Below are 13,917 nucleotides of genomic sequence, written 5' to 3'. Positions count from 1 at the left end.
GGCGGCAAACTCACGCGGTCTTTGCCATCTCGGATAAAACACGGTCATGACGGAAATCCGCAACGTCGAAGCCGATCTGGCGCAGTTCCGCACCCGGGCGCTGCTGATCGGCCTCACGGTGGTGTTCGCGTTCGGGCTGATCGTCTCTCGCATGGTCTACCTGCAGGTGATCCGCCACGAGGACCTGGCGGCGCAGGCCGAGAGCAACCGCACGGCCGTGCTGCCGGTGGTGCCCAACCGCGGGCAGATCCTGGACCGCAAGGGTCGCATCCTGGCCACCAACTACTCGGCCTACACGCTGGAGATCACGCCCTCGCGCGTGGAGGACATGGACGCCACCATCGCCGGCCTGAGCGAGCTGGTGGAGGTCACGCCGCGCGACCAGCGCCGCTTTCGCAAGCTGCTGGAGGAGTCGCACCGCTTCGACTCGCTGCCGCTGCGCACCCGCCTGACCGACGTGGAGGTCGCGCGCTTCACGGCGCAGCGCTACCGCTTCCCCGGCGTGGACGTGCGCGCGCGCCTGCTGCGCCAGTACCCCAACGGCGAGGTGGCGAGCCACGTGATCGGCTACATCGGGCGCATCAACCAGCGCGAGACCGAGCTCATCGCCGACTGGCCGGAAGAGGACCAGGCCAACTACCGCGGCACCGAATACATCGGCAAGCTCGGCGCGGAGCAGAGCTACGAGCGCGAGCTGCACGGCATCACCGGCTTCCAGCGCGTGGAGACCTCGGCCGGCGGGCGTGCCGTGCGCTCGCTGGCCAACACGCCGGCCACGCCGGGCAACGCCGTGGTGCTGTCGATCGACATCCAGCTGCAGAAGCTGGTGGAGGACATGTTCGGCGAGCGGCGCGGCGCGCTGGTGGCGATCGACCCGCGCTCGGGCGAGGTGCTGGCCTTCGTGAGCAAGCCCACCTTCGACCCCAACCTGTTCGTCGAGGGCATCGACGTGGAGAACTGGCGCGCGCTCAACGAGTCGATGGACAAGCCTTTGCTGAACCGGGCCCTGCGCGGCACCTACCCGCCCGGCTCCACCTACAAGCCCTTCATGGCGCTGGCCGCGCTCGAAACCGGCTCGCGCAGCGCGAGCCTGGTGATGAACGACCCCGGCTACTGGATGTTCGGCGGCCACCGCTTCCGCAGCCACGGCGACGGCCTGGGCGCGGTCGACATGCACCGCGCCATCGTCAAGTCCAGCAACACGTATTTCTATTCGCTGGCCAACGACATGGGCGTGGACACCATGCACGACTTCATGAAGCCGCTGGGCTTCGGCCAGATCACCGGCATCGACCTCAAGGGCGAGGTGCGCGGCGTGCTGCCCAGCCAGGCCTGGAAGCGCAACACCTACAAGCGGCCCGAGCAGCAGCGCTGGTACGCGGGCGAGACCATCTCGCTGGGCATCGGCCAGGGCTACAACAACTTCACCATGCTGCAGATCGCGCACGCCATGGCGACGCTGGCCAACGGCGGCATCAAGTACAAGCCGCACCTGACCATGGCGACCGAGAACGTGATCACGCGCGAGCGCGTGCCGCTGCCCGGCCCGCCGCCCGAAAACCTCGGCTTCAAGCCCGAGAACGTGCGCATCGTGCTCAACGCCATGCAGGCCGTGACCACCGAAGGCACCTCCACCCGCGTGTTCGCCGGCGCGGGCTACGCCAGCGGCGGCAAGACCGGCACGGCGCAGGCCGTGACCATCGGGCAGAAGGAGCGCTACGACGCGCGCCGGCTCGAAGAGCACCAGCGCGACCACTCGCTGTACCTGGCCTTCGCGCCGGTGGACCAGCCGCGCGTGGCGCTGGCGGTGATCGTGGAGAACGCCGGCTTCGGCGCGGCACACGCCGCCCCGATCGCGCGCCGCGTGTTCGACTACCTGCTGATGGACCAGTACCCCAACCCGCAGGACCTGGCCGCCGTGCGCGTGGGCCAGGCCAGCGCCCCCATCGGCACGCCGCTCAAGGCCAGCAGCCTGCCCTGGCCGCCCGACGCCCCGGTCGCGCCCTGAGGGCCCGCGCTACAGCACGCCCGGGTTGGCCCGCCACACCGCCCAGGTGAGCGCGCTCGCGAAAACCACCCAGGCCAGGTAGGGCCACAGCAGCCACGCGGCCAGCGGGCGCACGCGCCGGAACAGCGCGATCGCCGTGGCGATCAGCACCAGCAGCAACAGCACATCGGCCAACGCCCAGGCCCCCCGGTGCCAGGCAAAGAACAGCCACGACCACAGCGCGTTGACCGCCAGTTGCAACACGAAGACCACCAAAGCCGGTGCCCGCGACGGCTGGGCCGGCTCGCGCCAGACCAGCCACGCGGCCACCGCCATCAGCCCATACAGCAGCGACCACACCGGTCCGAACACGCCCGCCGGTGGCGCCCAGCCGGGCCGGTTCAGCTGCGCATAGAACGACGCGGCCTCCACCGACGCGAGGGCACCCAGACCCCCGGCCAGCAGCACCAGCGCCAGCCAGCCCATAAAACCCAGGGTCTGTGCACGGATGGAGCGAGACGGCATACGGGCCTCCTTGGAAGTGGGTGTCAGCTTCGGATCCAGGCGTCGTACGTGGTCTTGAGGATCAGCGCGCTCACCACGAAGATGAACACGACACGCACGAAGCCGCTGCCGTGTTTCAGGGCAAGCCGCGTGCCCAGCAGGCTGCCGACCACGTTGGCGATGGCCATGGCGAGCACGAAATGCCACCACACATGGCCCTTCCAGGCGAACAGCGCCAGCGCGGCCAGGTTCGTGGCGGTGTTGAGCAGCTTGGCGCTGGCGCTGGCGTGCAGGAAGTCGTAACCCAGCCAGCGCACGAACAGAAAGACGAAGAAGCTGCCCGTTCCGGGGCCGAAGAACCCGTCATAGAAGCCGATGACGGCACCGAGCAGGCTCGCGGCCAGCATTTCCTGGCGGCCGCTGAAGCGCGGCGTGTGGTGCCGACCCAGCTCCTTGCGCGCCAGGGTGTAGCCCAGCACCAGCAGCAGCACCAGCGGCAGGGCACGGCGCAGGAAGTCGGGCGAGATCACGGTGACCGTCCAGGCCCCCGCCATGGAGCCGGCAAAACCCACCGCCGCCGCCGGCAGCAGCGCATGCCAGGGCATCTCGACCCGGCGCGCGTACTGCAGCGTGGCCGCCGCCGTGCCCCAGACCGAGGCGCCCTTGTTCACACCGAACAGCGTGGCCGGGTGGGTGGTGGGAAACATCGCGAACAGCGCCGGCACCAGGATGAGGCCGCCGCCACCCACGATCGAATCGACAAAACCGGCGAACAGCGACGCCAGCGAGACCAGAAGCAGTTCCATCCCAGGATTGTCGCCGGGCGGCCCCGGGCAAAAAAAAGCCGACCCTTGTGGGGTCGGCTCGAGGAATCTGGCATCTCTGGAGGACGCTGAAACCGTTGTTCGAATTGGACTGGGTTGTCTCCTCGGTCCCCCGCGGTCACCAGCGCTGGGCGCTGTTGGCGAGTGCATGCACTGTAGCGGCCCGCACCAGGGCTGTGCATCCGGGCTTTCCCTTGCTTTTTGGCGGTTTGGCACAGGAAATGCAACGGTCTGTTCGTCGTTGGAAGAGAGCCATTCATGCACCAATACCGCTATTTCGTTCGGCGGGGCCTGCTCCTGCCCACCTTGCTCTGGCCACTTTTGGCCGCCTCGCAAGGCGAAACCACAGAAGCCGTGACAAAAGTCACGCTCGATGCACCAGGCCTGGTCGCGGCCAGCGCCATTCAGGGGGCCGACACGGCCTGGCTCATGGTCAGCACCGCGCTGGTGCTGCTCATGACGCTGCCGGGCATCGCCCTGTTTTATGGCGGCATGGTGCGCCGCCTGAACGTGATCAACACCATGGCGAGCGTGGTCGGCATCGCCGCCGTGGTCAGCGTGCTGTGGTTCGCGCTGGCCTATTCGCTGGCCTTCACCCCCGGCGGCGCGCTGGGCGGCTTCATCGGCGGTCTTGGCCGCATGGGCTTCTCGGGCATGGACTACCTGGGAACCACCGGCCAGGTGGCGGTGAGCCACATCGCGCAGCACGTGCCGGAATCGGTGTTCGCGATGTTCCAGCTCACCTTCGCCATCATCACCTGCGCGCTGGTGGTGGGCGCGCTGGTCGAGCGCATGCATTTCGGCGCGCTGCTGCTGTTCGCCGGCCTGTGGCTGCTGTTGGTGTACGCGCCGGTCGCGCACTGGGTGTGGGAGCCGGGCGGCTGGCTCGCGCAGCTGGGTGCGCTGGATTTCGCCGGCGGCGCGGTGGTGCACATCAACGCCGGCGCCGCCGCCCTGGTCTGCGCTTACGCCCTGGGCCCACGCTCGGGCTACGGGCAGGAGCCCTTCGTGCCGTTCAACCTGGGCCTGACCATGGCCGGCACCGGCCTGCTGTGGGTGGGCTGGTTCGGTTTCAACGCCGGCTCGGCCCTGGCCGCCGACGGCCGCGCGGGCCTGGCCCTGCTGGTCACGCACGTGGCGGCCGCCTCGGGCGCGCTCGCCTGGATGGCCGCCGAGTGGCTGGCGCGCAAGCGCGCCTCGCTGCTGGGCCTGTGTTCGGGCGTGGTCGCCGGGCTGGTGGCCATCACGCCGGCGGCCGGGTTCGTCACGCCGCGCGGCGCCCTCCTCATCGGCCTGGTGGCCGGCGTGGCCTGTTACTGGGGCGCGACCGCGCTCAAGCGCCAGCTGCGCGCGGACGACTCGCTCGATGTGTTCGGCGTGCACGGCGTGGGCGGCCTGGTGGGCGCGCTGCTCACCGGCGTGCTGGCCGACCCGGCCATTTCAGGCGTGCAGGCCAGCCTGCTGGCGCAGCTGATCGCCTGCGTGGCGGTGCTGGCCTACAGCCTGGTGATGACGGCGGTCGTGCTGTGGATCACCTCGCGCTTCACCACCTTGCGCGTGCGCGAGGGCGTGGAGCGCGCCGGGCTGGATGTGTCCCTGCACAACGAACAGCTCGGCCACTGAACAGCGGCACCACCCCCATGAGCACCGCGCCCGACCCCTTCGCCATCGCCGCCCACCTGCACGTGCTGCTGCGGCGCAAGACCGGCCGGGTGACAGACACGGAGTGGATGGCGACCAACGCCGACTACGCGCACGAGATCGTGCGCCATGCGCGCGAAAAAGCCGCGAGCGACGGGCACGAGGAGCTGCTGCCCTGGGCCGAGAAGCTGGAGGCGGCCATTCCCGCCATGGGCGTGCCGCCGCGCAAGACCCTGCTCGACGTCGCCACCGAGGCGATGCGCGGCAAAGGTGACGGAAACCAGTACGTCGGCCGGTTGAGGTAATCGCATCCAGAGACACCGAGGGTCCGGCTCCGCCGGCCCCAGGGGTCACCCCCCTCTCAGGGGGGGAGCCGCGTCAGCGGCGCAGGGGGGTCACTCTCCTGCCACGATCCAGGTCGCGGCCTTCTCCGCGATCATCAGGGTCGGGCTGTTGGTGTTGCCGCTGGTGATGGTGGGCATCACGCCCGCGTCCACCACGCGCAGCCCGGCCACGCCGCGCACGCGCAGGTGGCTGTCGACGACGGCCATGGGGTCGTCGGCGCGGCCCATTTTGGTGGTGCCCACCGGGTGGAAGATGGTGGTGGCGATGTCGCCGGCCAGGCGCGCGAGCTCCTCGTCGGTCTGGTACTGCAGGCCGGGCTTGAACTCCTCGGGCTGGTACTTGGCCAGCGCCGGCTGCGCGACGATCCTGCGCGTCACGCGCAGGCTGTCGGCCGCGACCTGCCGGTCTTCGGGCGTGCTCAGGTAGTTCGGCGCGATCAATGGCGCGTCCTCGAAGTTCGCGCTGCGGATGTTGACCGTGCCCCGGCTCGTGGGGTTGAGGTTGCACACGCTGGCGGTGAACGCCGGGAAGCTGTGCAGCGGCTCGCCGAAGGCATCGAGCGAGAGCGGTTGCACGTGGTATTCGAGGTTGGCGTAGGGCTGGGCCGGGTCGCTGCGCGTGAAGGCGCCCAGCTGCGACGGCGCCATGCTCATCGGCCCACTGCGCTTGAACAGGTATTCCAGCCCGATGCGCGCCTTGCCCATCCACGAGGAGGACAGCACGTTGAGCGTGGGCGCGCCGTTGACGGTGTAGACCGAGCGGATCTGCAGGTGGTCCTGCAGGTTCGCGCCCACGCCGGGCAGGTCCACCACCACGTCGATGCCGTGCTGGCGCAGCAGCGCGGCCGGGCCGATGCCCGAGAGCTGCAGGATCTGCGGCGAGCCGATGGCGCCGGCGCAGAGCACCACCTCGCTGGTGGCCTCGGCGGTCACGTGCGCCACGCCGTCCCACACCTCCACCCCGGTGCAGCGCAGCTCGCCGTCGGCGCCGCGCTGCGTCACCAGGCGCGTGACCTGCGCGCTGTTCCACAGCTCGAAGTTGGGCCGGCCATAACAGGTCGGGCGCAGGAAGGCGCGCGCGGTGTTCCAGCGCAGGCCCTCCTTCTGGTTCACCTGGAAATAGCCCACGCCTTCGTTGTCGCCGCGGTTGAAGTCGATGCTGTGCGGGATGCCGGCCTGCTGCGCGGCTTCGGCGAACGCATCGAGCACGTCCCAGCGCAGGCGCTGCTTCTCCACCCGCCATTCGCCGCCGTGGCCGTGGTACGCGCGGAAGTTCGGGTCGCGCTGGGCGGCGTTCTGCTCGTCGCCCAGGTAGTGGTTCTCGTGGCGCTTGAAATCGGGCAGCGCGTTCTCCCAGCGCCAGGCGTCGTCGCCGGTGAGCGTGGCCCAGTGGTCGTAGTCGCGCGACTGGCCGCGCATGTAGATCATGCCGTTGATGCTGGAGCTGCCGCCCAGCGTCTTGCCGCGCGGGTAGCGCAGCGCACGGCCGTTGAGCCCGGCCTCGGCCTCGGTCTGGTAGAGCCAGTCGGTGCGCGGGTTGCCGATGCAGTACAGGTAACCCACGGGAATGTGGATCCAGTGGTAGTCGTCCTTGCGGCCGGCCTCGATCAGCAGCACCCGCTTGCTCCGGTCGGCGGACAGCCGGTTGGCCATCAGGCAACCGGCGGTGCCGCCACCGATCACGATGTAGTCGAAGGTCGTCTCACTCATGCTTGTCCCAATGTTGTTGTCGTTGTGATGTCGCCGGCGAAGATACCAGGGCTGTCAAGGGTCCGGCTCCGCCGGCCCAAGACAGCGACCCCCACCGGGGGGAAGCGCCGAAGGCGCGCAGGGGGAACCTACTTTGCCGTGGGCATGATGAACTCCGCACCTTTCCCGATACTTTCAGGCCAGCGCTGCATGATGGACTTCTGCTTGGTGTAGAAGCGCACGCCTTCCTCTCCGTAGGCGTGCATGTCGCCGAACAGGCTCTTCTTCCAGCCGCCGAAGCCGTGCCAGGCCATGGGCACCGGGATCGGCACGTTGATGCCGACCATGCCGACCTGGATGCGCCGCGCGAACTCGCGCGCCACGTTCCCATCGCGCGTGAAGCAGCTCACCCCGTTGCCGAACTCGTGGTCGTTGATGATCTGCACGGCGTTGGCGAAATCGGGCACACGCACGCAGCTGAGCACCGGGCCGAAGATCTCTTCCTTGTAGATCTTCATGTCGGTGGTCACGTGGTCGAACAGCGTGCCGCCCATCCAGAAGCCGTGGTCGCAGCCCTCGCCCGCGTCGCCGCCCTGGAAACCCCGGCCGTCCACCCGCAGGGTGGCGCCCTCTTTCGCGCCGGCCTCGATGTAGCCCGCGATGCGCGTGTGCGCGGCCGCCGTGACGATGGGCCCCATCTCGGCCGCGAGGTTGGTGCCGTTGAGCACCTTGAGCGCCTGGGTGCGCTCGACCAGCTTGGGCATGATGCGCTCGGCCACGTCGCCCACCAGCACCGCCACGCTGATGGCCATGCAGCGCTCGCCGGCCGAGCCATAGGCCGAGCCGATCAGCGCGTCCACCGCCTGGTCCAGGTCGGCGTCGGGCATCACCACCATGTGGTTCTTCGCGCCGCCCAGGGCCTGCACGCGCTTGCCGTGGTGCGCGCCGGTCTCGTAGATGTAGTTGGCGATCGGCGTGGAGCCGACGAAGCTGATGGCCTTCACGTCCGGGTGCACCAGCAGCGCGTCCACCGCCTCCTTGTCGCCCTGCACCACGTTGAACACGCCATCGGGCAGGCCGGCCTGCTTGAGCAGCTCGGCCATGAACAGCGAGGCCGAGGGGTCGATCGGGCTGGGCTTGAGGATGAAGGTGTTGCCCGCGGCGATCGCCACCGGGAACATCCACATGGGCACCATCACCGGGAAGTTGAACGGCGTGATGCCGGCGACCACGCCCAGCGGCTGGCGCAGGGTCCAGTTGTCCATGCCGGTGGACACCTGGTCGGTGAAGTCGCCCTTGAGCAGCTGCGGGATGCCGCAGGCGAACTCGATGATGTCGATGCCGCGCGAGACCTCGCCCTGCGCGTCGGTGAACACCTTGCCGTGCTCGGCGGTGATCAGGCGGGCCAAGTCGTCCTTGTGCAGGTTCACCAGTTCGAGGAACTTGAACATCACGCGCGCGCGGCGGATCGGTGGCGTGTCGGCCCAGGCGGGAAACGCGGCCTGCGCGGCGGCCACGGCCGCGCCCACGTCGGCCGCGTTCGCCAGCGCGACCTTGCCACTCACCGCGCCGGTGGCGGGGTTGTACACGTCCTGGCGGCGCGGCGAGCTGCCGGCGTTCACGGCGCCGTGGATGAAGTGATCGATGGAATGGGGGGTGGTGGCCATGGCGGTCTCGCGGGAGGGTGTCGAAGGAAAGAGGGCCAGTTTAGGCAGCGGAAAACCCCTCGCCTAGTGGCAGGACCTGAATTGATTGTTTGCCATGGTGAACAATAGGACCATGAATGACAAAAAAGTGGAAGACCTCTGGATGCACCTGCACTGGCTCACGGTGCTGGCGCAGCAGGGCAGCTACACCGCCTCGGCGCAGCGCCTGGGCGTGAGCAAGGCCGCCATGAGCCAGCGCATCAGCGAGCTGGAGCGCGCCGCCGGCCTGCCCTTGGTGCAGCGCACCACGCGCAGCGTGCGCCTGACCGAGGCCGGCCAGCGCCTGGTGGACGGCCTGCGCGACCCGTTCGAGCGCATCGCGCAGAGTTTTTCCAGCGTGCGCGACCTGGCCGACGAACCGGCCGGTCTGGTGCGGGTCACGGCGCCGGTGGCGTTCGCGCGCCAGCAGCTGGTGCCCCGCATCGCGGCCTTCGCGCGCGAGCACCCCAAGGTGCGGCTGGAGCTGGACCTGTCGGACCGCCTGAGTTCGCTGGCCACCGAGGGCTTCGACCTCGCGATCCGCCACACCGCCGCGCCGCCGGACACGCACGTGGCCTGGCCGCTGTGCGCCACGCGCTCGGTGCTGGTGGCCAGCCGCGACTACCTGCGGCGCCACGGGCACCCGGCCGCGCCGCCCGACCTCGCGCAGCACGCCTGCCTGCACTACCCGCGCGCGCAGGACACGCCGGCCTGGCATTTTCTGCCGCCCGAAGGCCGGCGCAAGGCGCCGCGCCAGCGGATCACGGTGCCGGTGTCGGGCCCGTTCTGCGCCAACAACAGCGAGGCCCTGCGCGACGCCGCCATCGCGGGTCTGGGCATCGCGCTGGTGCCGGACTTCAGCGCGCAGGCGGCGCTGCGCTCGGGCCAGCTGGTGGAGGTGCTGGAGGACTGGGCCTCGGTGGGCAGCTTCAGCCCGCAGATCTACGCGATCCGGCCCTACGCCAGCCACGTGCCGCGCGCGGTGTCGGCCTTCGTGGCGTGGCTGCGCGGGGCCTTGGCGGAAGGCTTCGACGCGCGGGCCTGAGGCCTCAGCGCGCGGGGTTCACCACCCGCCCGCGGATCTCCACCTCCACGCGCCGGTTGTCGCGCAGGCAGGCGATGAGTGCGCTGCGCGCCAGGCCGTCGCTGCAGGTCTTCACCGGCTCGGCGCTGCCTCGGCCTTCCACCGTGAACAGCGCGGCATCGAGCCCACGCGCCACGAGGTGGTCGCGCACGGCGGTGGCGCGCTGCAGCGAGAGCGGCTGGTTGTGCGCGTCGCTGCCCAGGCGGTCGGTGTGGCCGATCAGCACGATGCGTTCGATGCCTTGCAGGCCCTTGGCGCGATCGGCCAGCACGTCCAGGCGGGCGCGGCCGGCCGCGCCGATGTCGTTCAGGCCCGAGCGGTCGAACTCGAACACCGCGTCGGTGGCCAGCACCAGGCGTTCGATGATCCGCTCGACCACCACCGGCGCGGGTGCCGGCGCGGGCGCGGCGGCCACGGCCGGGCCGGCGCAGGCGGCCTGCTCGGTCTCCAGGCGCGCGGCCATGGTTTCGGCCATGCCGATGTAGGGGTTGGCATGGCGCCAGCCGCCTTCGGCGTACTCGTGGCCCATCCACACCAGCTGCACGTCCAGGCACGCGGCCTGGGCCGTCACGCAGGCCGCACCCGCGCCGGTGCGTCCGCGTTCGGCGCGCGCCCACAGGTCTTCGCGCAGGCGCACGGCGCCGCCGATCAGGGGGTTGGTGACCGCCGGCGTGGTGCCCTTCTCCAGCGCCTCCACCAGCTTGACCGACTCGGCCAGCGCCTCGCCGATCACCGGGCCCCGGTCGTTCTCGTGGTAGTTCTGGCGCGCCATGTCGAGCCAGCACTGCGCCTTGGCCCAGGGGTAGCTGGTCTGGGGCACGCGGCCGTCTTTCTGCAGCGCGGCCAGGCGGTCCTGCACCGATTGCAGGGTGCGGTGGTCGGCGCGCTGCGCCTCGTCGGTGAAGCGCGTGGCTTCGGCGAAGGGCGGCACGGCGCCGGGCGCGCGGTCGGTGGCGCGCGGGTCGGTCACGGCGCAGCCGCTCAGGGCCGCCAGCGCCAGCAGGGACAGAAGAAAGGATTTGGAAGTCATGGCAAGGGCCTCTCAACAGATCAGGGACGGGCGGCCGAAGCCAGCGGGCTCAGGGCGCGGTTGGTGGCGGGATCGCTGCCCCGGAACAGGGTCTCGTCGAACTTGAAGCGCAGCCGCAGGTACACGCCCTTGCGGGTGTAGGCCGCGCCGGTGAGTTCGTCGTCGCGGAAGCCGCGCAGGTTCACGCCGAAGGACAGCCAGAGGTTGGCCTTGACGAGGTAACCGGCTTCGACGCCGATGGAGTCCTGGCGTGTGTTGCCCTGCGGGCTCCACATCAGGTGGTGCTGCAGGCCCACGTCCCAGCGCTCGGACAGGTCCCAGGTGATGCGGCCCCCGACCAGCCAGGCGGTGTAGTTGGAGCGCATGCCGCCGAGGAAGCGCTCGGACACGCGCTTGCCGGCTAGGCGCCCGGTGAGCCACCAGGGTCGGCTGGGGTGGTAGTCGGCGTGCAGCGAGACCGCGTGCGAGGTGCGGCGGTAGTCCACGCCGGGGTTTTCGTCGTTCTCGGCGCGCAGCTCGTACAGGCCGAGCGCGTTGACGCGGTTGAGGTCGGTCTGGCGGTAGGCCGCGCCGATCTGGAAGCGGTCCTGCCACTGGTCGTAGGCGCCCGCGTGGCGCGCGTTCTGCAGCGAGAGCGTGTTGCGCGCGAGCAAAGACCAGTCGCGGTCGATCTTCACCGTGGTGCCCAGGGTGGAGAGCCAGGCGTCGTGGTTGCGGTCGCGGCGCCACTCCAGGCGGCCGGTGGCGCGCCAGGTCGGGTCGTAGGCCAGGTCGATGCCGCCGGTGAGCGCGGTGGCGGACGAGGCATCGCCCGCGATCGCCTTCTGGTGTTCGACGCTGGCGCTGTAGCGCACGCCCTCGGCCACGCGGAAGGTCTGGCGCAGGCCGATGGCGTTGACCGCGTCCTCGCCCGAGATCGCGTCGCGCAGGCGGTACTCGTTGAAGACTTCGCCGTCGCGGAAGGTCTCGCTGGAGAGGCCTGCCACGAGCGCGGTCTCGCGCCCGTCGGTGGCCAGGCCGTTGACGCCGCCCAGGCCCTTGGACACCTCGGCGCGGCCGTAGGCGCGGAACTGCTCGCTCAACCGGTAGTCGGCGCCGAGCGTGATGCGCTGGCCGCGCGCGTTCTCCACGTCCTGCTCGAGCTCGCCGAGCACGGTGAGGCGGTCGCTCAGCTGGCCTTGCGCGCTCAGCGAGAGCGCGGTGAAGCTGCGCGTCTGGCCCGGCGCGGCGGAGAACAGCGGCGCGTTGATCTGGAAGGGCGTGAAGCCCGAGGTCTGCGGGATGTTCACGCCCCAGGCGGAGGCCGCGTTGGGCACGCCGCCTTCGTCGCGGCCATGGCGCAGGCCCACGCCCACGGTCCACTTGGGCGTGAGGCGGTACTGCACGCCGGCGTAGGCCGTCTCGCGCACCGCTTCCACCGCCTTGTCCTCGGAGCGCATGGCGTCCACGCGCAGCGACCAGTCCTCGTTGATCTGGTAGCTCGCCACCGCGCCGGCCTCGGCGCGCCCGCCGTTGTACGAGGACGAGAGGTTGGAGAACTCGCGGTCGGTCTCGCCGGCCCACAGGCGCGCGTCGAGCCGCTCGCCCTGGTGGCGCACTTCCACGCGCGCGCCGTCGCCCTTGCCCCGCTCGCCCAGGGCCTCGCGGTCGGAGCGCGCCAGCTCCACCAGCGCCCAGCTCTGCTCGCCCAGGCGCAGCGTGGCGTTCACGCCGCTGAGCTTGTAGGGGTCGGACGGGTCCTGCGATTCCACGTGGCTGGCGCCGATTTCGAGCGCGGGCGTGATGCGCCACGAGCCGTCCACGCCACCGAGCCAGTACTTGGGCCCGCCCTGCTCCACCTCGTAGGTGATGCGCACCGACATCGGGTTCATGTTCGCGTCCACCGAGGGCACGGGCGCGCGGAACACCACGCTGCCGGCGAAGGGCTCGAACTCGTAGTCCACGAAGCGCACCATGGGCTCGGCGCGCAGGATGATGGAGGGCTGGTTGCGGTCGCGCGTGAGGATCTCGACCTTCTCGGAGCCCGAGATGCCCTCGCTGCTGGAGAGCCGGTAGGGGCCGGAGACGCCGCGCGCGGGCTGTTCGTCCACCACCTGCGCGACGTTGTCGCGCACCACCCAGGCGTTGGCCTCGAAGGTCTCGCCCTCGTGGTGCAGCTGCAGGCCGGAGACCGAGCGGTTGAGGCGGCTGAGCTCGCGCGCGGGCCCGCCGGTGCCGGTGTTGAAGTCGCCGAACAGCACGAAGGAGCGGCCCTGGTCGACCCGCACGTACAGGCGCTGGCGCGACTGCGCGTCGAAGCCGCGCAGCGAGGAGTCGCCGTAGATCGGGTAGTACTGGTCGGGCTGGATGTCGCGGAACAGCCGGCCCCGGCTTTCCTTCTCGGAGTCGTAGGCCAGGGTGAGCAGGGTCTCGCCTTTCACCACGCCCTTGAGGAAGAACGCGGTGCGCGCGCCGAGCGAGCCCTTGCCGTTGTCGAAGCCGTTGACGTGGCGCTGGATCTCGAGCTCGAAGCCGTCGTTCTCGCGCGCCGGGCTGACCTGCGAGGCCTTGAGGCGGCTGAGGTCGAGCGTGCCTTCGATGACGCCGACGGCGATCATGGGCCGGCGCTCGGTCACCATGCCCACGCGCCCGTGCACCACCACGTTGCCGGACTGCACCTGCAGCTCGGCATCGCCCGGCTCATAGGACGCGACGAGTTCGACCACGGCCTCGCCCCCGCGCACCGTGAGGCGCAGGTTCTGGCGCGGCGGTTCGTCCACGGCGGCATCGGGCAGGCGCACGCGCCCCCGGGTGGTGGCCACGGTCACGTCGGTGGGCGTGGTCACTTTCTGGCCGTCGCGGTCGAACAGGCGCAGGGTGAGCAGCACGACCGAGCGGCCGTCGGCGGCGACCTGGTCCTGCGCGGCCTCGAGCACCAGCTGGCCGTGGTCGGCCAGGCTGGTGGCGCGCCAGTTCGCGGCCAGCGGCAGCGCGGTGGTGGGCGCGGGCAGCGCGGTCTCACCCGGGCCCCGGGCCGGGTAGCTGCCCGGGGCCAGGGGCGTGAAACGCGGGGCCAGGGGCGCGGTGGTCTGCGCGAGCGCCAGGCCCAGGGGCAGGAGCAGCACGGCCGAGGTCAGAGCGGATCGCATG

The 13,917-nt window shown here is 70.4% G+C and carries 10 protein-coding genes; 4 read left to right on the top strand and 6 right to left on the bottom strand.

The window, feature by feature from the left end; all coding sequences use genetic code 11:
* The first annotated feature begins 46 nt into the window (after positions 1–46).
* Positions 47–2,008, top strand: a complete 1,962-nt coding sequence (mrdA, locus tag AC3WPZ_RS10805; protein WP_492439520.1) for a penicillin-binding protein 2 — start codon at positions 47–49, stop codon at positions 2,006–2,008.
* A gap of 9 nt (positions 2,009–2,017) precedes the next feature.
* On the opposite strand, the gene AC3WPZ_RS10800 is transcribed toward mrdA, so the two are convergent.
* Both AC3WPZ_RS10800 and AC3WPZ_RS10795 read right to left on the bottom strand, forming a co-directional pair.
* Positions 2,018–2,512, bottom strand: coding sequence for a TspO/MBR family protein (locus tag AC3WPZ_RS10800; protein WP_492439518.1), 495 nt, complete (start codon positions 2,510–2,512; stop codon positions 2,018–2,020).
* Positions 2,513–2,535: 23 nt separating this feature from the next.
* A complete protein-coding gene (locus AC3WPZ_RS10795) occupies positions 2,536–3,297 on the bottom strand; it encodes a sulfite exporter TauE/SafE family protein (protein ID WP_492439516.1) in 762 nt (253 codons plus the stop codon).
* A gap of 276 nt (positions 3,298–3,573) precedes the next feature.
* On the opposite strand from AC3WPZ_RS10795, the gene AC3WPZ_RS10790 reads away from it, so the two are divergent.
* Positions 3,574–4,938 carry an ammonium transporter gene (locus AC3WPZ_RS10790; RefSeq protein ID WP_492439514.1) on the top strand — a complete coding sequence of 455 codons (1,365 nt, stop codon included), beginning with the start codon at positions 3,574–3,576 and terminating at the stop codon, positions 4,936–4,938.
* Between the two features lie 17 nt (positions 4,939–4,955).
* Entirely contained in the window at positions 4,956–5,261 is a 306-nt protein-coding gene (locus AC3WPZ_RS10785) for a hypothetical protein (RefSeq protein WP_492439512.1), read from the top strand.
* A 90-nt stretch (positions 5,262–5,351) separates the two neighbouring features.
* Here the strand turns inward: AC3WPZ_RS10785 and AC3WPZ_RS10780 are convergent, their stop codons facing one another.
* Both AC3WPZ_RS10780 and AC3WPZ_RS10775 read right to left on the bottom strand, forming a co-directional pair.
* Entirely contained in the window at positions 5,352–7,010 is a 1,659-nt protein-coding gene (locus AC3WPZ_RS10780; RefSeq protein WP_492439510.1) for a GMC family oxidoreductase, read from the bottom strand.
* 128 nt (positions 7,011–7,138) lie between these two features.
* A complete protein-coding gene (locus AC3WPZ_RS10775; protein WP_492439508.1) occupies positions 7,139–8,656 on the bottom strand; it encodes a CoA-acylating methylmalonate-semialdehyde dehydrogenase in 1,518 nt (505 codons plus the stop codon).
* Between the two features lie 112 nt (positions 8,657–8,768).
* Between AC3WPZ_RS10775 and AC3WPZ_RS10770 the strand changes: the two genes are divergently transcribed.
* The gene (locus AC3WPZ_RS10770; RefSeq protein ID WP_382163306.1) at positions 8,769–9,719 is read left to right on the top strand and encodes a LysR family transcriptional regulator; all 951 of its coding nucleotides are present in this window, start codon (positions 8,769–8,771) and stop codon (positions 9,717–9,719) included.
* 4 nt (positions 9,720–9,723) lie between these two features.
* On the opposite strand, the gene AC3WPZ_RS10765 is transcribed toward AC3WPZ_RS10770, so the two are convergent.
* Both AC3WPZ_RS10765 and AC3WPZ_RS10760 read right to left on the bottom strand, forming a co-directional pair.
* The gene (locus tag AC3WPZ_RS10765) at positions 9,724–10,788 is read right to left on the bottom strand and encodes an OmpA family protein (RefSeq protein WP_492439505.1); all 1,065 of its coding nucleotides are present in this window, start codon (positions 10,786–10,788) and stop codon (positions 9,724–9,726) included.
* A gap of 20 nt (positions 10,789–10,808) precedes the next feature.
* Entirely contained in the window at positions 10,809–13,916 is a 3,108-nt protein-coding gene (locus tag AC3WPZ_RS10760; RefSeq protein WP_492439503.1) for a hypothetical protein, read from the bottom strand.
* Between the last annotated feature and the right edge of the window lies 1 nt (position 13,917).

This window comes from Hydrogenophaga sp. FW305-3-2-15-A-LB1 (genome assembly GCF_058787875.1).
The sequence above is the reverse complement of the archived record's forward strand: the minus strand, read 5'-3'. Positions and strand labels throughout refer to the sequence as shown.

What these genes read in the sequence shown, in the direction of transcription:
- mrdA (WP_492439520.1), top strand. Translation starts at nt 47, where the DNA reads ATGACGGAAATCCGCAACGTCGAAGCCGATCTGGCGCAGTTCCGCACC.
- AC3WPZ_RS10800 (WP_492439518.1), bottom strand. Translation starts at nt 2,512, where the DNA reads ATGCCGTCTCGCTCCATCCGTGCACAGACCCTGGGTTTTATGGGCTGG.
- AC3WPZ_RS10795 (WP_492439516.1), bottom strand. Translation starts at nt 3,297, where the DNA reads ATGGAACTGCTTCTGGTCTCGCTGGCGTCGCTGTTCGCCGGTTTTGTC.
- AC3WPZ_RS10790 (WP_492439514.1), top strand. Translation starts at nt 3,574, where the DNA reads ATGCACCAATACCGCTATTTCGTTCGGCGGGGCCTGCTCCTGCCCACC.
- AC3WPZ_RS10785 (WP_492439512.1), top strand. Translation starts at nt 4,956, where the DNA reads ATGAGCACCGCGCCCGACCCCTTCGCCATCGCCGCCCACCTGCACGTG.
- AC3WPZ_RS10780 (WP_492439510.1), bottom strand. Translation starts at nt 7,010, where the DNA reads ATGAGTGAGACGACCTTCGACTACATCGTGATCGGTGGCGGCACCGCC.
- AC3WPZ_RS10775 (WP_492439508.1), bottom strand. Translation starts at nt 8,656, where the DNA reads ATGGCCACCACCCCCCATTCCATCGATCACTTCATCCACGGCGCCGTG.
- AC3WPZ_RS10770 (WP_382163306.1), top strand. Translation starts at nt 8,769, where the DNA reads ATGAATGACAAAAAAGTGGAAGACCTCTGGATGCACCTGCACTGGCTC.
- AC3WPZ_RS10765 (WP_492439505.1), bottom strand. Translation starts at nt 10,788, where the DNA reads ATGACTTCCAAATCCTTTCTTCTGTCCCTGCTGGCGCTGGCGGCCCTG.
- AC3WPZ_RS10760 (WP_492439503.1), bottom strand. Translation starts at nt 13,916, where the DNA reads ATGCGATCCGCTCTGACCTCGGCCGTGCTGCTCCTGCCCCTGGGCCTG.